This window comes from Amycolatopsis minnesotensis, from assembly GCF_039529815.1.
Lineage (GTDB): Bacteria > Actinomycetota > Actinomycetes > Mycobacteriales > Pseudonocardiaceae > Amycolatopsis > Amycolatopsis minnesotensis.
In genome coordinates this window covers 175,006-192,555 of the sequence record NZ_BAAANN010000004.1, presented here as the reverse complement: position 1 = coordinate 192,555, position 17,550 = coordinate 175,006, and the positions used below count along the sequence as shown (strand labels likewise).

Annotated in this window: 24 protein-coding genes; 2 read left to right on the top strand and 22 right to left on the bottom strand. The window is 67.9% G+C overall.

The features are described from left to right. Positions 1-3: 3 nt before the first annotated feature. The 19 genes from rplE to ABD256_RS06455 form a co-directional block, all read right to left on the bottom strand. Positions 4-567: a 50S ribosomal protein L5 gene (rplE, locus tag ABD256_RS06545; protein ID WP_344414542.1), complete on the bottom strand. Its 564-nt coding sequence runs from the start codon at positions 565-567 to the stop codon at positions 4-6. Further along, on the bottom strand, positions 567-881 hold the full coding sequence (rplX, locus tag ABD256_RS06540) for a 50S ribosomal protein L24 (RefSeq protein ID WP_344414540.1): 315 nt from the start codon (positions 879-881) through the stop codon (positions 567-569). The genes rplE and rplX overlap by 1 nt, the downstream gene beginning before the upstream one ends. A 3-nt stretch (positions 882-884) precedes the next feature. Beyond that, positions 885-1,253, bottom strand: a complete 369-nt coding sequence (rplN, locus tag ABD256_RS06535) for a 50S ribosomal protein L14 (RefSeq protein ID WP_020668416.1) — start codon at positions 1,251-1,253, stop codon at positions 885-887. A gap of 79 nt (positions 1,254-1,332) precedes the next feature. After that, positions 1,333-1,638 carry a 30S ribosomal protein S17 gene (gene rpsQ, locus ABD256_RS06530; RefSeq protein WP_344414536.1) on the bottom strand — a complete coding sequence of 102 codons (306 nt, stop codon included), beginning with the start codon at positions 1,636-1,638 and terminating at the stop codon, positions 1,333-1,335. Then, on the bottom strand, positions 1,635-1,886 hold the full coding sequence (gene rpmC / locus ABD256_RS06525) for a 50S ribosomal protein L29 (RefSeq protein WP_215547949.1): 252 nt from the start codon (positions 1,884-1,886) through the stop codon (positions 1,635-1,637). Before rpmC ends, rpsQ begins: the two co-directional genes overlap by 4 nt. Next, entirely contained in the window at positions 1,886-2,305 is a 420-nt protein-coding gene (gene rplP, locus ABD256_RS06520) for a 50S ribosomal protein L16 (protein ID WP_215547950.1), read from the bottom strand. The genes rpmC and rplP overlap by 1 nt, the downstream gene beginning before the upstream one ends. Position 2,306: 1 nt before the next feature. After that, complete coding sequence (gene rpsC / locus ABD256_RS06515) at positions 2,307-3,158, bottom strand: 30S ribosomal protein S3 (protein ID WP_344414530.1); 852 nt, start codon at positions 3,156-3,158, stop codon at positions 2,307-2,309. Beyond that, positions 3,158-3,586, bottom strand: a complete 429-nt coding sequence (rplV, locus tag ABD256_RS06510) for a 50S ribosomal protein L22 (RefSeq protein WP_344414528.1) — start codon at positions 3,584-3,586, stop codon at positions 3,158-3,160. The genes rpsC and rplV overlap by 1 nt, the downstream gene beginning before the upstream one ends. A 55-nt stretch (positions 3,587-3,641) precedes the next feature. Then, complete coding sequence (rpsS, locus tag ABD256_RS06505) at positions 3,642-3,923, bottom strand: 30S ribosomal protein S19 (protein ID WP_153035997.1); 282 nt, start codon at positions 3,921-3,923, stop codon at positions 3,642-3,644. Positions 3,924-3,941: 18 nt separating this feature from the next. Next, on the bottom strand, positions 3,942-4,775 hold the full coding sequence (rplB, locus tag ABD256_RS06500; RefSeq protein ID WP_344414523.1) for a 50S ribosomal protein L2: 834 nt from the start codon (positions 4,773-4,775) through the stop codon (positions 3,942-3,944). 15 nt (positions 4,776-4,790) lie between these two features. Beyond that, entirely contained in the window at positions 4,791-5,102 is a 312-nt protein-coding gene (gene rplW, locus ABD256_RS06495; RefSeq protein WP_344414521.1) for a 50S ribosomal protein L23, read from the bottom strand. After that, on the bottom strand, positions 5,099-5,806 hold the full coding sequence (gene rplD / locus ABD256_RS06490; protein WP_344414519.1) for a 50S ribosomal protein L4: 708 nt from the start codon (positions 5,804-5,806) through the stop codon (positions 5,099-5,101). The genes rplW and rplD overlap by 4 nt, the downstream gene beginning before the upstream one ends. After that, a complete protein-coding gene (rplC, locus tag ABD256_RS06485) occupies positions 5,803-6,459 on the bottom strand; it encodes a 50S ribosomal protein L3 (protein WP_344414517.1) in 657 nt (218 codons plus the stop codon). The genes rplD and rplC overlap by 4 nt, the downstream gene beginning before the upstream one ends. Positions 6,460-6,490: 31 nt before the next feature. Continuing rightward, positions 6,491-6,796 carry a 30S ribosomal protein S10 gene (gene rpsJ, locus ABD256_RS06480; RefSeq protein ID WP_003883485.1) on the bottom strand — a complete coding sequence of 102 codons (306 nt, stop codon included), beginning with the start codon at positions 6,794-6,796 and terminating at the stop codon, positions 6,491-6,493. A gap of 347 nt (positions 6,797-7,143) precedes the next feature. Beyond that, positions 7,144-8,337, bottom strand: a complete 1,194-nt coding sequence (gene tuf, locus ABD256_RS06475; protein ID WP_344414513.1) for an elongation factor Tu — start codon at positions 8,335-8,337, stop codon at positions 7,144-7,146. Positions 8,338-8,464: 127 nt separating this feature from the next. Further along, entirely contained in the window at positions 8,465-10,561 is a 2,097-nt protein-coding gene (fusA, locus tag ABD256_RS06470; protein WP_344414511.1) for an elongation factor G, read from the bottom strand. Positions 10,562-10,625: 64 nt separating this feature from the next. Next, a complete protein-coding gene (gene rpsG, locus ABD256_RS06465) occupies positions 10,626-11,096 on the bottom strand; it encodes a 30S ribosomal protein S7 (RefSeq protein WP_344414509.1) in 471 nt (156 codons plus the stop codon). Next, positions 11,096-11,470: a 30S ribosomal protein S12 gene (gene rpsL / locus ABD256_RS06460; protein WP_003102113.1), complete on the bottom strand. Its 375-nt coding sequence runs from the start codon at positions 11,468-11,470 to the stop codon at positions 11,096-11,098. Before rpsL ends, rpsG begins: the two co-directional genes overlap by 1 nt. A 430-nt stretch (positions 11,471-11,900) precedes the next feature. Beyond that, the gene (locus ABD256_RS06455) at positions 11,901-12,047 is read right to left on the bottom strand and encodes a hypothetical protein (protein ID WP_344414507.1); all 147 of its coding nucleotides are present in this window, start codon (positions 12,045-12,047) and stop codon (positions 11,901-11,903) included. 230 nt (positions 12,048-12,277) lie between these two features. Between ABD256_RS06455 and ABD256_RS06450 the strand changes: the two genes are divergently transcribed. Both ABD256_RS06450 and ABD256_RS06445 read left to right on the top strand, forming a co-directional pair. Continuing rightward, positions 12,278-12,919: a hypothetical protein gene (locus ABD256_RS06450; protein ID WP_344414505.1), complete on the top strand. Its 642-nt coding sequence runs from the start codon at positions 12,278-12,280 to the stop codon at positions 12,917-12,919. 92 nt (positions 12,920-13,011) lie between these two features. Next, a complete protein-coding gene (locus tag ABD256_RS06445) occupies positions 13,012-13,251 on the top strand; it encodes a hypothetical protein (protein WP_344414503.1) in 240 nt (79 codons plus the stop codon). Between the two features lie 64 nt (positions 13,252-13,315). Here the strand turns inward: ABD256_RS06445 and ABD256_RS06440 are convergent, their stop codons facing one another. From ABD256_RS06440 to ABD256_RS06430, 3 genes are all read right to left on the bottom strand, one after another. Then, positions 13,316-13,540, bottom strand: coding sequence for a hypothetical protein (locus ABD256_RS06440; RefSeq protein WP_344414501.1), 225 nt, complete (start codon positions 13,538-13,540; stop codon positions 13,316-13,318). 58 nt (positions 13,541-13,598) lie between these two features. Continuing rightward, the gene (locus tag ABD256_RS06435; protein ID WP_344414498.1) at positions 13,599-15,371 is read right to left on the bottom strand and encodes a hypothetical protein; all 1,773 of its coding nucleotides are present in this window, start codon (positions 15,369-15,371) and stop codon (positions 13,599-13,601) included. A 66-nt stretch (positions 15,372-15,437) separates the two neighbouring features. Beyond that, positions 15,438-17,291 (bottom strand): hypothetical protein, encoded by a 1,854-nt coding sequence (locus ABD256_RS06430; protein WP_344414496.1) that lies wholly within the window; start codon positions 17,289-17,291, stop codon positions 15,438-15,440. Positions 17,292-17,550: the final 259 nt, after the last annotated feature.

Below are 17,550 nucleotides of genomic sequence, written 5' to 3'. Positions count from 1 at the left end.
TGCTCAGTTCTCCTTGAACGGGAAGCCGAGCTTGCGGAGCAGTGCGCGGCCCTCGTCGTCGGTGGTGGCGGTAGTGACAACGGTGACGTCCATGCCGCGCGGGCGGTCGATGGCGTCGGGGTCGATCTCGTGGAACATCGACTGCTCGTTGAGACCGAAGGTGTAGTTGCCGTTCCCGTCGAACTGCTTCGGCGAAAGCCCGCGGAAGTCGCGGATACGCGGCAGTGCGATGGTCAGCAGCCGGTCGAGGAACTCCCACATCCGGTCGCCGCGCAACGTGGTGCGGGCACCGATGGGCTGGCCCTCGCGCAGCTTGAACTGCGCGATGGACTTGCGGGCCTTGCGGACCTCTGGCTTCTGCCCGGTGATGGTGGACAGGTCGCGGACCGCGCCCTCGATGAGCTTGCTGTCACGGGCGGCGTCACCGACACCCATGTTCACGACGACCTTCACCACACCGGGGATCTGGTGCACGTTGGCGTAGCCGAACTCGCTGCGCAGCGCTTCCGCGATTTCCTCGCGGTAGCGCGTCTTCAGCCGCGGCACGATTTTTTCGGTGGTGGTCATCAGATGTCCTTACCGTTCCTGCGCGAGACGCGAACCTTCTTGCCGTCTTCGCCGAACCGGTAGCCCACGCGGGCGGGCTTGCCGTCGGAGTCGACGACCTGCACGTTCGACACGTGGATGGGCGCTTCCTGGGTGACGATGCCACCCGACTGCGCACCGCGCTGGCCCTGGGTGATCCGGGTGTGCTTCTTGATCCGGTTGACACCCTCGACCAGCACGCGCTCGCGCTCGGGGTAGGCCTGGATGACCTTGCCCTTGGCGCCCTTGTCCTTGCCGGCGATGACGACGACCGTGTCGCCCTTCTTCACCTTCATGCTCTACAACACCTCCGGCGCGAGCGAAATGATCTTCATGAACTTTCGGTCGCGCAGCTCGCGGCCCACCGGGCCGAAGATGCGGGTGCCCCGGGGCTCGTTGTCGTTCTTGATGAGCACGGCGGCGTTCTCGTCGAACCGGATGTAGGAGCCATCCGGACGGCGGCGCTCCTTGCGCGTGCGGACGATGACGGCCTTGACCACGTCGCCCTTCTTCACCCCGGCGGCCGGGATGGCGTCCTTCACGGTGGCGACGATGATGTCGCCGATACCCGCGTAGCGCCGCCCCGAACCACCGAGAACCCGGATGCAAAGGATTTCCTTGGCACCCGTGTTGTCGGCGACTCGCAGTCGCGACTCCTGCTGGATCACGTCAACTCCTGGTATGTCACGCCGGTTCTGGGCGCATGCCCAGCCTTGCGGAACTGAAGAGAACCTTGCGGCCCTCTGCTTACTTGGCCTTCTCCACGATCCGCACCAGGCGCCAGCGCTTGGTCGCGGACAGCGGCCGGGTCTCCATGAGGAGCACGCGGTCGCCGACACCGGCGCTGTTCTCCTCGTCGTGCGCCTTCACCTTGCTGGTGCTGCGAAGCACCTTCGCGTAGCGCGCGTGCTTCTTGCGGTTCTCGAGCTCGACCACGATCGTCTTGCTCATCTTGTCCGAGACGACGAGACCTTCGCGGACCTTCCGGTAGTTACGGCCGGACTCTGCGTCCTGGACCGGCTTCTTGGCGAGCTCTTCGGTCTGCTCACTCATGCCGCACCCTCACTCTCGGCGTCGTCGGGGGAAACGGACAGCCCGAGTTCGCGCTCCCGCATCACGGTGTAGATCCGCGCGATGTCCGTGCGGACGGTACGCAGCCTGCGGTTGTTGTCCAGCTGCCCGGTGGCCATCTGGAACCGGAGGTTGAACAGCTCCTCCTTGGATTCCTTCAAGCGCAGCACGAGCTCTTCCGCAGTGAGCTCACGAAGTTCTGACGCCGCGACGCCTGCTGCTTTCGCCATCAGAACTCACCACCTTCACGGGTCACGATTCGGCACTTCATCGGCAGCTTGTGGATCGCGCGGCGCAGGGCCTCGCGTGCCGTCTCTTCGTTCGAGAAGCTGAGCTCGAACATGACGCGGCCGGGCTTGACGTTGGCGATCCACCACTCGGGCGAGCCCTTACCGGAACCCATGCGGGTTTCGGCGGGCTTCTTGGTGAGCGGCCGGTCGGGGAAGATGTTGATCCAGATCTTCCCGCCACGCTTGATGTGCCGGGTCATCGCGATACGAGCGGACTCGATCTGCCGGTTGGTCACGTAGCTGTGTTCAAGCGCCTGGATGCCGTACTCGCCGAACGTCACCTGGGTGCCGCCCTTGGCGGCGCCGGCACGCTTCGGGGAGTGCTGCTTGCGGTGCTTGACCCTCCGTGGGATGAGCACGTCAGCCCTCCGTCTTCTCTGGCGCGCTACCTGCGGCGGCCTCAGGCGCCGGGGAGGTCGCGGCCTCATCGGTCTTCGCCGCCGCGGCGGCGCGACCGGCTTCGGTCGACGTCGCCGTGGTGCCCGAAGCGCCGGAGCGGCGCGGACGGGACGGGCGGTCGCGGTCACGACGCGGGGCGCGCTCGGCGGCCGCGGCGGCGTCACGCGCCTCCTTGGCCTTGAGCCCGCCGACGATGTCGCCCTTGTAGATCCACACCTTCACGCCGATGCGGCCGAACGTCGTCTTGGCCTCGAAGAAGCCGTAGTCGATGTCGGCGCGCAGCGTGTGCAGCGGGACGCGGCCATCGCGGTAGTGCTCGGAGCGGGACATCTCGGCGCCGCCGAGACGACCGCCGCACTGCACGCGGATGCCCTTGACCTGCGGCGACCGCATGGACGTCTGCAGGGCCTTGCGCATCGCACGGCGGAACGCCACGCGGTTGGAGAGCTGCTCCGCGACACCCTGCGCGACGAGCTGGGCGTCGGCCTCGGGGTTCTTCACCTCGAGGATGTTCAGCTGGATCTGCTTCTTGGTCAGCTTCTCCAGCGCGCCGCGGATCCGGTCGGCCTCCGCGCCGCGACGGCCGATCACGATGCCGGGACGCGCGGTGTGGATGTCCACACGAACCCTGTCGCGGGTCCTCTCGATCTCGACCTTGGAGATACCGGCGCGCTCCATGCCGGTGGAGAGCAGCTTCCGGATCTTGACGTCCTCGGCCACGTACTCCGCGTACTGCTTGTCGGCGTACCAGCGCGACTTCCAGTCCGTGGTGATTCCCAGGCGGAAGCCGTGCGGGTTGATCTTCTGGCCCACTACCGGCCACCTGCCTTCTTCTTGCCGGTCTTCTTCGTCTCTGCCGGGCGCGATTCGACCACCACGGTGATGTGGCTCGTCCGCTTGCGGATCCGGTACGCACGGCCCTGGGCACGCGGGCGGATCCGCTTGAGGGTCGGGCCCTCGTCGGCGGTCGCGTTGCGCACCCAGAGGGTGTCCGGGTCGAGGTCGAGGTTGTTCTCGGCGTTGGCCGCGGCACTGGCGATAACCTTGGCGAGCTGTTCGCTGGCCGCCTGCGGGGCGAACCGGAGCACGGCCAAGGCCTCGCTGACGCTACGACCCTTGACGAGCTCGATCACCCGGCGCACCTTGGTCGGCGAGTCCCGGACGAAGCGAGCCCGCGCGACGGCGGTAGGCAGGTCTGAATCAGACACTGCCGTAGCCGTGGCGTTGTTCTGGGCGTTCATCTGCTTCCCTTAAGCTCGGGTGCGGGTGTCCCGCACTAACACTGCTCGTGCCCGCTCAGCGGCGGCGCGACTTCCGGTCGTCCTTGATGTGGCCCTTGAAGGTCCGCGTCGGGGCGAATTCGCCCAGCTTGTGACCCACCATCGCCTCGGTGACGAACACCGGGACGTGCTTGCGGCCGTCGTGCACCGCGATCGTGTGGCCGAGGAAGTCCGGGATGATCGTGGACCGGCGGGACCAGGTCTTGATCACGGTCTTCTTGTTGGCCTCGTTGAGAGCGTCCACCTTCTTGAGCAGGTGGTCGTCCACGAAGGGCCCCTTTTTCAGGCTGCGTGGCATGTTCTTCTACCTCCCTGCTCAGCGCTTCTTGCCGGTACGCCGGCGGCGGACGATCAGTTGGTCGCTCGGCTTGCGGCGGCGGGTGCGGCCCTCCGGCTTGCCGTTCGGGTTGACCGGGTGGCGACCACCGGAGGTCTTCCCCTCACCACCACCGTGCGGGTGGTCGACCGGGTTCATCACGACACCGCGGACGGTGGGACGCTTGCCCCGCCAGCGGTTACGCCCGGCCTTGCCCCAGTTGATGTTGGAGTGCTCGGAGTTGCCGACCTCGCCGATGGTGGCGCGGTTGCGCACGTCGACGTTGCGGATCTCGCCCGAGGGCAGCCGAAGCTGCGCGTACGGGCCGTCCTTGGCCACGAGCTGCACCTTGGCACCGGCCGAGCGCGCCATCTTCGCGCCGCCACCGGGGCGGAGCTCGATCGCGTGGATCACGGTACCGACCGGGATGTTGCGCAGCGGCAGGTTGTTGCCGGGCTTGATGTCGGCACGGGGGCCGCTCTCCACCCGGTCGCCCTGCTTGAGCTTCTCCGGCGCGATGATGTAGCGCTTCTCGCCGTCGGCGTAGTGCAGCAGCGCGATACGGGCCGACCGGTTGGGGTCGTACTCGATGTGCGCGACCTTGGCAGGCACGCCGTCCTTGTCGTTGCGGCGGAAGTCGATCAGCCGGTACGCCCGCTTGTGACCGCCGCCCTTGTGCCGGGTGGTGATCTTGCCGGAGGCGTTACGGCCACCGCTGCCGCTCAACGGACGCAGCAGCGACTTCTCCGGCGTCGACCGAGTGATCTCGGCGAAGTCGGAAACGCTCGAACCGCGACGACCGGGAGTCGTCGGCTTGTACTTGCGAATACCCATTGTCTGCTCAGTCCCTTACGCGGCGGGTCCGCCGAAGATCTCGATCGGCTTGCTGTCGGCGGACAGCGTCACGACGGCGCGCTTGGTGTCCTTGCGCTTGCCGAAGCCGTAGCGGGTGCGCTTGCGCTTGCCCTGGCGGTTCAGCGTGTTCACGCTGACCACCGTCACGCCGAAGACCTGCTCGACCGCGATCTTGATCTGGGTCTTGTTGGCGTCCGGGCGAACGACGAACGTGTACTTGTTGTCTTCGAGCAGCCCGTAGGACTTCTCGGAGATCACCGGCGCGAGCAAGATGTCGCGGGGGTTCGGAATGGCGACCGCACTCACTGCTCGTCACTCCCTTCCGAAACCTCGCTCGAACGCGCGGTCGCCTTGGCGCCCTTGCCCCGAGTGGGACCGGCGAGGAAGGCGTCGAGCGCGCTCTTGGTGAACACCACGTCGTCGTTGACCAGCACGTCGTAGGTGTTGAGCTGGTCCGGCGTGATGAGGTGCACGTCGGTGAGGTTCCGCGCGGAGCGCCAGCCGAGCTCGTCGTCGCGGTGCAGCACCACGAGAACGCGCTTGGCCTGCGTCACCGCGGTCAGCGCCTGCTTCACCGACTTCGTGGACGGCTTCTCGCCGGACACGAGCTCGGTGATGACGTGCAGCTGGCCGGCACGGGCCCGGTCGGAGAGGGCGCCACGCAGGGCGGCGGCCTTCATCTTCTTCGGGGTCCGCTGGGTGTAGTCGCGCGGCGTCGGGCCGTGGACCGTGCCACCGCCGACGAACTGCGGCGCGCGGGTCGAGCCCTGGCGTGCGCGGCCGGTGCCCTTCTGGCGGTACGGCTTCTTGCCACCACCGGAGACCTCGCCGCGGGTCTTCGTGTCGTGCGTGCCCTGGCGCGCGGCGGCCAGCTGGGCCACCACGACCTGGTGCATCAGCGGCACGTTGGCCTGCACGTCGAAGATCTCCGCGGGGAGCTCCACAGTGCCGGCAGAGGCGCTGTCGGCACCAGCCGGGGTCTTCACAGAGATACTGATGCTGCTGCTCATTCGGTCACACCACCCTTCGCGGCGCTGCGGACGAAGAGGAGTCCGCCCTTGGGGCCGGGCACGGCGCCCTTGATCAGGAGCAGGCCCTCGTCGGCGCGCACGTCGTGGACCTTGAGGCCCTGCGTGGTCACGCGGTCGTTGCCCATCCGGCCCGCCATGCGCAGGCCCTTGAACACACGGCCGGGAGTGGCGCAGCCGCCGATCGAACCCGGCTTGCGGTGCACGGCCTGCGCACCGTGGCTGGCGCCCTGGCCCTTGAAGCCGTGGCGCTTCATGACACCCGCGTAGCCCTTGCCCTTGCTGGTGCCGGTCACGTCGACCTCGGCGCCGGCGGCGAACACCTCGGCGGTGATCTCCTGGCCGACCTCGTAGGTGTCCGCGTCGGTCGTCCGCAGCTCGGCGAGGTACCGGCGCGGGGTCACGCCGGCCTTGTCGAAGTGGCCGGTGCGCGGCTTGTTCACGCGGCGCGGGTCAACGGCGCCGAAAGCCAGCTGCACGGCCACGTAGCCGTCGTTGTCCTGGGTGCGAACCTGGGTCACCACGTTCGGCCCGGCCTTCACGACGGTCACCGGCACGATCCGGTTGTTCTCGTCGAAGACCTGGGTCATGCCGAGCTTGGTGCCCAGGATGCCCTTCATTTGCCTGTCAGACATGAGTCTCTTATCTCCGCCGCTCGCCCAACGCTTACTGGATGTTGACGTCGACGCTCGCCGGCAGATCGATGCGCATCAGCGCGTCGACCGTCTTCGGCGTCGGGTCGAGGATGTCGATCAGACGCTTGTGCGTGCGCATCTCGAAGTGCTCGCGCGAGTCCTTGTACTTGTGCGGCGAGCGGATGACGCAGTAAACGTTCTTCTCGGTGGGCAGCGGCACCGGGCCAACTACCGACGCGCCGGTCCGCGTGACCGTTTCCACGATCTTGCGCGCGCTCGCGTCGATCGCCTCGTGGTCGTAGGCCTTGAGCCGGATGCGGATCTTCTGTCCCGCCATGGTGGCTGCTCGTTCCTTGTCGTCTCGTGCCGCTTTGTCTCAAACCCGGCCGCGAAGGCCCTGGTTTTCGCAGTTCAACGGCCCTGTCCCCGGTCCACGCGGTCGGGCGTGTCGCGCCCGACCCACAGACGGATCCCGTGGGATCGTTGTCTTGCCTGGTTTGCCTCAACGTGAGGGGGTCACCGCGGTGACCCTTGCCCGCTTGCGCGGACCGTGGCCACTCGTGCAGAGGCGGCCGGAACCCCGAAAGGATTCGGCCGCCCCACAACGAGCAACCCAAACAGTGTCGCACACGTGATTTGACGGCCCGAACCCGGGGGTGTAGAGCCCCGGGTCCGGGCGCCGAATCACTTGTTGATCTTGGTGACCTGGCCCGCGCCGACGGTCCGGCCACCCTCGCGGATGGCGAAGCGAAGACCCTCGTCCATGGCGATCGGCTGGATCAGCGAGACGCTGATGTCCGTGTTGTCGCCCGGCATGACCATCTCGGTGCCCTCGGGAAGGGTCACGACGCCGGTCACGTCCGTGGTGCGGAAGTAGAACTGCGGGCGGTAGTTGTTGAAGAACGGCGTGTGGCGGCCACCCTCGTCCTTGGACAGGATGTACACCGAGCCCTCGAACTCCGTGTGCGGAGTCGTGGTGCCGGGCTTCACGATGACCTGGCCGCGCTCGACGTCCTCGCGCTTGATGCCGCGCAGCAGGAGGCCGACGTTGTCGCCCGCCTGGCCCGAGTCGAGCAGCTTGCGGAACATCTCGACACCGGTGACGGTGGTCTTGGTCGACTTCTCGCGGATACCCACGATCTCGACCTCTTCGTTGACGTTGACCTGGCCGCGCTCCACACGACCGGTCACGACGGTGCCGCGGCCGGTGATGGTGAAGACGTCCTCGATCGGCATCAGGAACGGCTTGTCGAGGTCGCGCACCGGGTCCGGCACGCTGGCGTCGACGGCCTCCATGAGCTCGAGCACGGTCTCGGCCCACTTCTCGTCGCCCTCGAGGGCCTTCAGGCCGGAGACCTTGACCACGGGGGCGTCGTCACCGGGGAAGTCCTGCGCGGACAGCAGCTCACGGACCTCCAGCTCGACGAGCTCGAGGATCTCCTCGTCGTCGACCATGTCGGCCTTGTTCAGCGCCACCACGATGTAGGGCACGCCGACCTGCTTCGCGAGCAGCACGTGCTCACGGGTCTGCGGCATCGGGCCGTCGGTCGCCGCGACCACGAGGATCGCGCCGTCCATCTGGGCGGCACCGGTGATCATGTTCTTGATGTAGTCCGCGTGACCGGGGGCGTCCACGTGGGCGTAGTGGCGCTTCTCGGTCTGGTACTCGACGTGCGAGATGTTGATCGTGATGCCGCGCTGCTTCTCTTCCGGCGCGTTGTCGATCTGGTCGAACGCCGAAGCGGTGTTCAGCTCGGGGTACTTGTCGTGCAGAACCTTGGTGATCGCCGCGGTCAGAGTGGTCTTCCCGTGGTCGACGTGACCGATGGTTCCGATGTTGACGTGCGGCTTGCTCCGCTCGAACTTCGCCTTCGCCACTGGAATGTCCTCCTGGACTGTTTTGCTTGGTGCTCGCCTGCCGGCGTGGCTGCCGACCGGCGATTCGGTATCTGTCGGTTACCGCGGACCGTGAGGAGTGTTCCTTACGCCCGCGAGCGTGGGGGAACTACTCCCCCGTCGCCTTCGCGACGATTTCCTTCGCGACGTTCGCGGGAACCTCGGCGTAGGAATCGAACGTCATGGAGTAGTTCGCACGACCCTGGGTACGGGACCGCAGGTCGCCGACATAGCCGAACATCTCCGACAGCGGAACCAGTGCCTTCACGACACGGGTGCCCGCACGCTCCTCCATGGCCTGGATCTGACCACGGCGGGAGTTGAGGTCGCCGACCACGTCACCCATGTAGTCCTCGGGTGTGGTCACCTCGACCGCCATCAGCGGCTCCAGGATGACCGGGCCCGCCTTCTTCGCGGCTTCCTTCATCGCCATCGAACCGGCGATCTTGAACGCCATCTCCGAAGAGTCGACCTCGTGGTAGGCGCCGTCCAGCAGCGTGAACTTGAGCCCGACCAACGGGTACCCGGCCAGCACGCCGTACTGCATGGCGTCCTGCGCACCGGCGTCCACCGACGGGATGTACTCCCGCGGCACCCGGCCACCGGTGACCTTGTTGTCGAACTCGTACAGCGCACCGTCTCCGGTGGACAGCGGCTCGAGCTTCACGATGACCTTGGCGAACTGGCCAGAGCCACCGGTCTGCTTCTTGTGCACGACGTCGAGCTTCTCGACGGTCTTCTTGATCGTCTCGCGGTAGGCGACCTGCGGCTTGCCGATGTTCGCCTCGACCTTGTAGTCGGACTTCATCCGGTTCACCAGCACCTCGAGGTGCAGCTCGCCCATGCCCGCGATGATCGTCTGGCCGGTCTCGTCGTCCTGGTTGACCTGGAAGGTGGGGTCCTCCTCGGCCAGCTTCTGGATCGCGATCGACAGCTTTTCCTGGTCCGCCTTCGTCTTCGGCTCGATGGCGACCCGGATGACGGGCTCCGGGAAGGTCATCGACTCGAGCACGATCGGGTTCTGCGGGTCCGCCAGGGTGTCACCGGTGGTGGTGTCCTTCAGGCCCTGGACCGCGTAGATGTGGCCGGCCTGGCCGACGTCGACCGGGTTCTCCTTGTTGGAGTGCATCTGGAACAGGCCGCCGATGCGCTCCTTGCGCTCCTTGGTCGCGTTGACGACCTGGGCGCCCTTGCTGACCTGGCCCGAGTAGACCCGGATGTAGGTCAGCTTGCCGAAGAACGGGTGCGCCGCGATCTTGAACGCGAGCGCCGCGAACGGCTCCTCGGTCGAGGGCTTGCGCGGCGCGGTCTCGCCGTTGGGGAGGATGCCCTCCACCGCGGCGACGTCGAGCGGCGACGGCAGGTACTCGATGACCGCGTCGAGCATGGGCTGGACGCCCTTGTTCTTGAACGCGGAGCCGGCGAGCACCGGGTACGCGGTGCGGTCGACGGTCACCTTGCGGATGCCGGCCTTGATCTCGTCCTCGGTCAGCGTCTCGCCCTCGAGGAACTTCTCCATCAGCGCGTCGTCGGTCTCGGCGACGGCTTCCAGGAGCTTCTCGCGGTACTCGGCGGCCTTGTCGGCGAGGTCGGCCGGGATGTCCTCGACGGCGTAGTCCTCACCCTTCTGGACTTCGCCGCGCCAGACGAGCGCCTTCATGCGGACCAGGTCGATGACGCCCTCGAAGGCGTTCTCGGCGCCGATCGGCAGCTGGATCACCAGCGGGCGAACCCCGAGGCGGTCCTCGATGGTCTGCACCGTGTAGTAGAAGTCGGCACCCAGCTTGTCCATCTTGTTGACGAAGCAGATGCGGGGGACCTCGTACTTGTCGGCCTGCCGCCAGACCTGCTCCGACTGCGGCTCGACGCCTTCCTTGCCGTCGAAGACCGCGACCGCGCCGTCGAGCACCCGGAGGTTGCGCTCCACCTCGACCGTGAAGTCGACGTGGCCGGGGGTGTCGATGATGTTGAGCTGATGGTCGTCCCAGAAGGTGGTGGTGGCAGCCGAGGTGATGGTGATACCCCGCTTCTGCTCCTCCTCCATCCAGTCCATCGTCGCCGCGCCGTCGTGGACTTCACCGATCTTGTAGTTGACCCCGGTGTAGAACAGGATCCGCTCGGTGGTGGTGGTCTTGCCGGCGTCGATGTGAGCCATGATGCCGAAATTGCGGACCTTGTTCAGGTCGGTCAGCACGTCACGTGCCACGAGAATGTTCCCCTGTCTCAAGCGTGGGGCCCGGCCTGGCTTTTGGTCGACAGCCGGGCGTGATTCACCAGCGGTAGTGCGCGAAGGCCTTGTTGGACTCGGCCATCTTGTGGGTGTCCTCGCGGCGCTTCACGCTGGCCCCGAGTCCGTTGCTCGCGTCGAGCAGCTCGTTCTGCAGCCGCTCGATCATCGTCTTCTCGCGGCGGGCCGCGGAGAACGACACGAGCCAGCGCAGCGCAAGGGTCGTCGAGCGGCCGGGCTTGACCTCGATCGGCACCTGGTAGGTGGCGCCACCGACGCGGCGGCTCTTCACCTCGATGGAGGGCTTCACGTTGTCGAGCGCGCGCTTCAGCGTGACGACCGGGTCGGTGCCGGTCTTCTCGCGAGCGCCTTCGAGCGCGCCGTAGACGATGCGCTCGGCCAGTGACCGCTTCCCGTCCTTGAGCACCTTGTTCACCAGCTGGGTGACCAGCGGCGAGGCGTAGACGGGGTCGGAGATCAGCGGCCGCTTCGGGGCCGGACCCTTGCGGGGCATTAGCTCTTCTCCTTCTTCGCGCCGTACCGGCTGCGCGCCTGCTTGCGGTTCTTCACACCCTGGGTGTCGAGCGAACCGCGGATGATCTTGTACCGAACACCCGGCAGGTCCTTCACACGACCACCGCGCACGAGCACCATCGAGTGCTCCTGCAGGTTGTGGCCCTCACCGGGGATGTAGGCGGTGACCTCGATGCCGCTGGTCAGCTTCACACGCGCGACCTTGCGCAGCGCCGAGTTCGGCTTCTTGGGGGTCGTGGTGTACACGCGAGTGCACACGCCACGCCGCTGCGGGCTCCCCTTGAGGGCCGCGGTCTTCTGCTTGGCAGCCTTGTCCTGGCGGCCCTTGCGGACCAGCTGCTGGATCGTGGGCAATGGACCAGCTTTCTGTCGCGATCTTGCTTACGTCTTCTTCTGCGCTGTTCAGTGGAGAGCTCTCCACCTGCGTGAACAGCGCCCCTATGCCGTCTCCCCGGTCCACGCGGTCGGGCGTGTCTGCCCGCGTCAGGATCTTCCGATCCGTAACTTCCCATCGGGGTTTCCGTGGAACTGCCTTGTGCTCGCCCCGGTTCGCCTCGCTGGTCCACCGGGCACCAGAGGAGCCCGTCGATACCTGATGGCATACGGAGCGGCCCGACGCCTGCCGGGCACGGTCGTCAAAGATACCCGGCCCTCTCACGGGCGGCCAAATCGGGGGTGGCAACACGGCCGATCACCCAGTCTAGCGGCTCGCCCGGCCCGATGGCGGCAATGAGACGGCCCGGGTGTCACAACACCCGGGCCGCCGGAAGCATTCCCCCGCCGGTCAGTCCTCGTCCGGCTTGGCGTGATCCGGCTTCCCCGGGTTCGGGTCACGGGAGAGGTCGATCAGCGGGTGCCTCTCGGCGCCTTCCGGCGCCGCCCTGCGGCCCGTGCTGACCGGCTCCTGCTCGTTCTGCTCAGTGCCCACCATGCCTCCTCCTCTTCGCCTGGTGCGACCGGGACGCACGGTACCGAGCACGGGCGCCCCCGCCCGAAACGCCCACCCCCGCCCAGGGACGAACCGGACAGACTACCCATTCCCGGTACTCCCCTGCGACCCGGGCCCCGGGGTCCTGAGCTGCGTTTAGCGGGCTAAACGTCGCGAGCGGCCTTCCGGCGGAGACGGCGACCTGGGGGATCCCGCACCGTAGGATCCTGGGCGTGGCCGGGCGGCGCGGTGGGCGCGAACTGACTCCGGGGCAGTGGGCCCGCCGGCACGGCGCGGCGCTCCACCTCCCCGGCGACGGCAGCGCCCCGAGCTTCGGGTATTTCCCCAACGCCAAGCAGCGGACCACCTTCGCGCATCTCACCGAGCAGGCCCCGCCGTACGACCACGCGCTCGAACTGCGCGTCGGCGGCCACGCGGTGCTGGCGTTCGAGTACCGCCCCGCCGGCGAGGACGGCACGCCGGGCACGAGCCGCAGTCACATGGTGCAGGTCTGGACGCCGCCCGTGCCCGCACTGACCTTCGACACCGGCCTGAAGAGCATGCTGGGGTCGATCCGCACCGATGCCGCGGCGTACGAGGCACCCGGCACGGTCCGCACCGGGCACCCCGAGTTCGACGCCAGGTTCACCGTCTACTGCGAGCACCCCGGCTTCGCGCGCGGCGTGCTCGGCGCTCCCCTGCTGCGACGGCTGCTGGACGACCCCCGCACGCCGGGTTCGTTCGCACTGCTCAACTCGGTCGCGCTCACGAAGGGCGACCGCAAGCTCGTCCCCGCCGAAATTCCGGACAGGGCCGGGTTCCTCATCGATTTCGTGAACGCGCTTCCGCCGCACACCTGGCGATACCGGAGATAAGTTCCCACCACGTGGGCGGAATCGGAACCACCCGCTATTTCGTGCGATGATTTTCGCGGCAGCAGAATACCTATCCGAAGGGTGTCACTGGTATGCGGAAAACTCTTGTCAGGGGCGTGGTCGCGGCTACGCTCGCGGGCGCGGCGATCGTCGGCGCGGCCGCTCCGGCATTGGCATCGGAAACCCCTGGCCCGGTGATCGTCGACGAGCCGGACACCAGCGGGCTGAACAACGTCTGGACGTTCGCACCGCTCGGCGTGCCGGTGCTCGGCCTGATCCAGTCGGTCGTGCAGGCACCGGGCAAGCTCCTGCCGAACCCGACCGGCTACTGAGCGCACGACGAACCGCTCCCGCGCTGACCGGACAGCGCGGGAGCGGTTTTTGGTTCTCTACAAGCTATCCGCCGATCAGGGTGATCAGCCCGTACACCGGGGCGAGCAGGTTCGCCGGCGCGAGGATCGCCGGGTCGAGCAGCGGTCCGACGTCGACACCTGGCAGCAGCCAGATGGGGGTCCCCTCCTGGGCGTGCGACGGCGCCGCGTCCGCGACCCCGCCCGCGACGCCCGCGAACGCGGCGGCCGCGGCGACCGTCACGGCAGCACGTACGGCAATTCTCTTCACGATTTCTTCTCCCTCATTCCGTGGACTACGGTTTTCCACTCGACCGGACGAGCGGAAGTCATGATTTGAGCGGGACGCTCACCGGGACGACAGTTCCTTCGGGCACCCACTGCCCGCGGTAGTCGCGGGCCATCACCATTCCGGGCGGATGCGGTTCGTTCGGGTACATCGGCATCGCGTTCACCTGTGCCGAGGCGAAGATCTGCACCTCGCCGCTGACCGAGCGCCATTGGTCGCCGAGCCAGTTCCGGAATCCCGCGACCGACGGGCTCTCGCCGCCGAAGCCGTTCCCGACGGTCACCGCGTAGCTCACCGCGAGCTGTTCGCGCGGGTCGAACCGCAGCGGGATCGACGAGCTGGCCACCAGGTTCACGATCGGGCCGTGCAGCAGCCACGGCGCCGCGTAGAGGCCGTAGCCGTAAGCCGGCTTTTCCCGTTGCGCCGTCGCCGCGTCCCGCATGGTCCGGTAGCCGAGGTCCCACCCGGACACGACCACGAGCGCGCCGTCCGGGCTCTGCCCCGGCGCCACCGGGATGTTCTTCCGCGCCGCCGCTTCGCGGACGACCTTCGCCGCCGCGGCACCGCGCGCGGTTTCGTCGGCGACCAGGTCGATGACGGGGGCCCGCCGCTCGGCGAGGAACCCCACGAGCTTGCGGAGCGCGTCCGCGTCGTCGTCGCTGAGCGCGTCCGACGGGCAGGCGGTGAGCAGCGTGCGCCGGTTGTTGAGCAGCCCGCCGAGCGCGGCCGCCGCGCATTCCGGGCCGTCGCTGCCCGCCGCGCTCGCGGCCCCCTCGGCGGTGCCCGCGTCGACCTCGACTTTCGCGGGCGAATCGTCCTTGGTGAGAACCAGGTCGCTGCGGCCGTCGGGCAGGTCCACTTCGGCCCAGCTGCCCTCGGCGCCGGGTCGCGCGGTCGCCCGCACGGCCTGTCCGCCTTCGACGGCGACCGAGACTTCGCCGGCCGTCGCGGGGACGTGCACCAGGTTCCGGCCAGGGCGTTGCGGGCTGACGAGCACGGGGACGTCCTGGTCCGCCACCGAAACCGAGGCGAGCAGCGGGACCCCCGGCACCGGCAGCTCCGGCGGCTTCGGGATCGCCGCGAGCGCGCTCCAGGCGAGGAAGCCGATCGCGATCGCGGCGGCGCCGAACCGGTAGGTCCGGCCGGGGTCGGCGCGCGGAACGGCCGCGACGACCGTCGCCACGAGCGCCAGCACGAGGATCGCGAGCAGTGCGACGCCGAACGCGCTGCCGTAGAGCCTGCGGTCGAATCCGATGCCGGACAACGCGAGCTGCGTTCCACCGGCGAGCACGAGCAGCCCGCCGAGCGTGATCGCCAGCGGCCCGAGGCGCAGCGACGAGCCGCGCCACTCCTGCGGTGCCACCCCGAGCGACAGCGCGGTGATCCCGAGCCACACGGTGGCGCCCGCGACGAACACCGTGTCCACCGCGAAGTCGATGCCGGAGCTGCCGAGCGCCGTCTCGATCACGACGAGCACGACCAGCGCCGCGGCCGGCCAGCGCGCCGCGCCCGGTTTCGGCAGCAGGCCCGCGATCGCGACGGCGAGTGCCGCGTGCACGACCGCGCCGACGACGTTCGCGCCGACCGTGAGGATCGAGACGATCGCGAGCACCGCGGAAATCCCGGCCAGCGCGGCGACGACCACGGTGAGCCGCCGCCCGACAGCGCCGACCAGTGGCCGCAGCAAGCCGACCCCCGCCACCACCGCGCTGCCGAAGAGCAGCACGAGGCGCAGGAGCAACGCCACGGCGTCGATACCGGCGGATCCGGTGCCCAGCTGGGCACCGTGGTCCATTTGGTCCATTTGGTCCATTTGGTCCATTGTGGAGCCTTCCTGGAGACGGGCGGGGACGGTGTTCGCCGCCCCCGCCCGTGCCGGCTACTTCAAGTCCGCGTCCGCCACCACGAACAGTTCTGAGTGCGGTTTGGCGTTGCCGAAATCGCCGTGCGGCCAGGACTTCCGGTTGAAGTTGATCCCGACCTGCCCGGTGAACTCGTCGCGGAAGTTCTGGTCCACCGCGACCTTCCCGTCCTTGCCGAGGTTCAGCAGGTTGACCTTGTGGTCACCGTCGAGCCCCGACCTCGCGACGAAGTAGTTCGACACCGCCAGGTGCTGCGGCTGGTCCGTCTCGCGGTAGAAGCCGTCCGCACCGAGCGCGAAGTTGTCGTAGGCGCCCCAGTGCGGGCCCGCACCCGGCACGCCGGCGTTGATCGGGGCCGCCCCGACGACGGTCGGCAGCACGCCGCCACCGCCGTGCCGCGCCTTTTCCTTCGTGTCGATCGAGCCCTGGTAGCCGGGGCCCGCGGCGAGCAGCTTCTGGATGTCCAGCACGTAGACGCCACCGGTGGTACCGGGGTCGTCCGGCCCGAGGGTGCCCTTCTGCCTGCCCACGATCGCCCGGTACAGGTACTTGTCGTCCGGGCTCGTCTGGATCCAGCCACCGTTCGAGCTGGCGCCGTTCGCGTCGTTCTTTTCGTAGATCGCCTTGTTGGCCGACCCGTCGTCGAACACCTCGCGCCAGTGCGGCTCGCGCGCGGTGATGTCCGGCGTGTAGTACACCGCGCCGCCCTGCATGGTCTGGGCGAACGCGCCCTTGTGGCCGGGCAGGTTGGTCACCGTGGTTTCCATCACCGCACGGCTTTCCGAGTGCAGCGGGTCCTTCGGATCGGCGCGGGGGCCGTCCGGCAGGTACGACACCGTCTTGAGCTTCGGGTGGTTGCGGTCGGAAATGTCGTAGGTCCGCACCGTCGGGCGGCGCAGGTACGGCGACGGCTGCTTCACCGGGTCGAGGATGATGTTTCTCGGTTCGGCGTAGTCGCTGGTGACCAGCGTGTTCAGGTCCTCGCGGGCCTGGATGCCGTGCGGGTTCGCGCAGGTCGGCGCCCCGAGCTGCGGGAGGTTGTCGCACAGCTTCTGGTTGTCGCCCTGCGGGGTGGCCGCCGGGTTCTGCGAGAGGACCTTGCCCTCCTTGTCGAAGTGCACGACCTCGCCGGGGCTGCCCGCGAAACCGTTGCCGACCACGACCTGGCCGTTGTCGTACCGGTAGGGCCCCGGCACGACCGGGCCACCCATGTAGGTGCCGTACGAGGTGCCGTCCTTGAGCGTCCAGTACGCGTCGGGCACGGAGCCGCCGAGCGTCTGCGTCGGCAGGCTCACGCCCTTCAGCTTCAGCTGCGGCAGCGCGCTGACGTCGAACGCGTAGGTGGCCGCGGCGAAGAGCGCGCCCGCGTAGATGGTGTCGCCCTTGTGCCACACGTACTGCATGTGGTGCGGCTCGTTCTCCACCAGCGGGCCGACCGTGGCGGTGTTGACCACCTTGCCGTAGGTCGGCGACCCCTCCGTCGCGTCGATGACGGCGAGGAAGTCCGGGCCGGGCAGCGCGTTGCGGATCTTGCCGAGCCCGCCGCCGAGCGAGCCCGGCAGGTTCTTGACGTCCTTGACCAGGGTGTCGGCGATGTTTTCGTCACCGGCCCAGACCAGGAGCCACTTCTTCCGCTTGCCGCCGGTGTCCGCCTTGCTCTGCGCGACGTCCTTCGGCACCAGGTGGTTCTGCACCCAGTACTGCTTGCCGTCGGCCGCCGTCTTGGCGTCCATGGACACCTGGACGTCGGCGTAGGCGTTGGTGGTGGAACCGGTGTAGGTGACGGCACCGGCGGCGAGCACCGACGCCAGTCCGCCGATCAGCGCTTTTCGCCACGGTATTTTTCGCCTGAGCGGCGAGTTCGATAACATTCGTACTCCGGTGGTTTCAGGAGAAATAACCCCGCGCGCCTTCACAGGAAAAGGGCACGGCTCTCCCCGAAAAGGACGTGGACCGTTTCCGGCGCACGACGGGGAAAGACTTGCGCAACGCCAGGTTTCGTTGCACAGCAGGGAGATACGGCGCCGCTACGGTGACGGGCGCGCGTTCTTCGGAAGGAAGATCAGAAAGTCATACACAGCGCGCTGGCTTGCTGACGCAAGTCAACGTGGAGGCGCCAAACGAGGGCAA

Bases quoted from the DNA above. Each gene is read 5' to 3' on its own strand.
- ABD256_RS06430 (WP_344414496.1), bottom strand. From the start codon at position 17,291: ATGTTATCGAACTCGCCGCTCAGGCGAAAAATACCGTGGCGAAAAGCG.
- rpsG (WP_344414509.1), bottom strand. From the start codon at position 11,096: ATGCCCCGCAAGGGTCCGGCCCCGAAGCGGCCGCTGATCTCCGACCCC.
- rplV (WP_344414528.1), bottom strand. From the start codon at position 3,586: ATGAACGCCCAGAACAACGCCACGGCTACGGCAGTGTCTGATTCAGAC.
- ABD256_RS06435 (WP_344414498.1), bottom strand. From the start codon at position 15,371: ATGGACCAAATGGACCAAATGGACCACGGTGCCCAGCTGGGCACCGGA.
- rplC (WP_344414517.1), bottom strand. From the start codon at position 6,459: ATGTCTGACAGGCAAATGAAGGGCATCCTGGGCACCAAGCTCGGCATG.
- rpsS (WP_153035997.1), bottom strand. From the start codon at position 3,923: ATGCCACGCAGCCTGAAAAAGGGGCCCTTCGTGGACGACCACCTGCTC.
- rplB (WP_344414523.1), bottom strand. From the start codon at position 4,775: ATGGGTATTCGCAAGTACAAGCCGACGACTCCCGGTCGTCGCGGTTCG.
- rpsQ (WP_344414536.1), bottom strand. From the start codon at position 1,638: ATGAGTGAGCAGACCGAAGAGCTCGCCAAGAAGCCGGTCCAGGACGCA.
- rpmC (WP_215547949.1), bottom strand. From the start codon at position 1,886: ATGGCGAAAGCAGCAGGCGTCGCGGCGTCAGAACTTCGTGAGCTCACT.
- rplX (WP_344414540.1), bottom strand. From the start codon at position 881: ATGAAGGTGAAGAAGGGCGACACGGTCGTCGTCATCGCCGGCAAGGAC.
- ABD256_RS06455 (WP_344414507.1), bottom strand. From the start codon at position 12,047: ATGGTGGGCACTGAGCAGAACGAGCAGGAGCCGGTCAGCACGGGCCGC.
- rpsJ (WP_003883485.1), bottom strand. From the start codon at position 6,796: ATGGCGGGACAGAAGATCCGCATCCGGCTCAAGGCCTACGACCACGAG.
- rplE (WP_344414542.1), bottom strand. From the start codon at position 567: ATGACCACCACCGAAAAAATCGTGCCGCGGCTGAAGACGCGCTACCGC.
- rplD (WP_344414519.1), bottom strand. From the start codon at position 5,806: ATGAGCAGCAGCATCAGTATCTCTGTGAAGACCCCGGCTGGTGCCGAC.
- ABD256_RS06445 (WP_344414503.1), top strand. From the start codon at position 13,012: ATGCGGAAAACTCTTGTCAGGGGCGTGGTCGCGGCTACGCTCGCGGGC.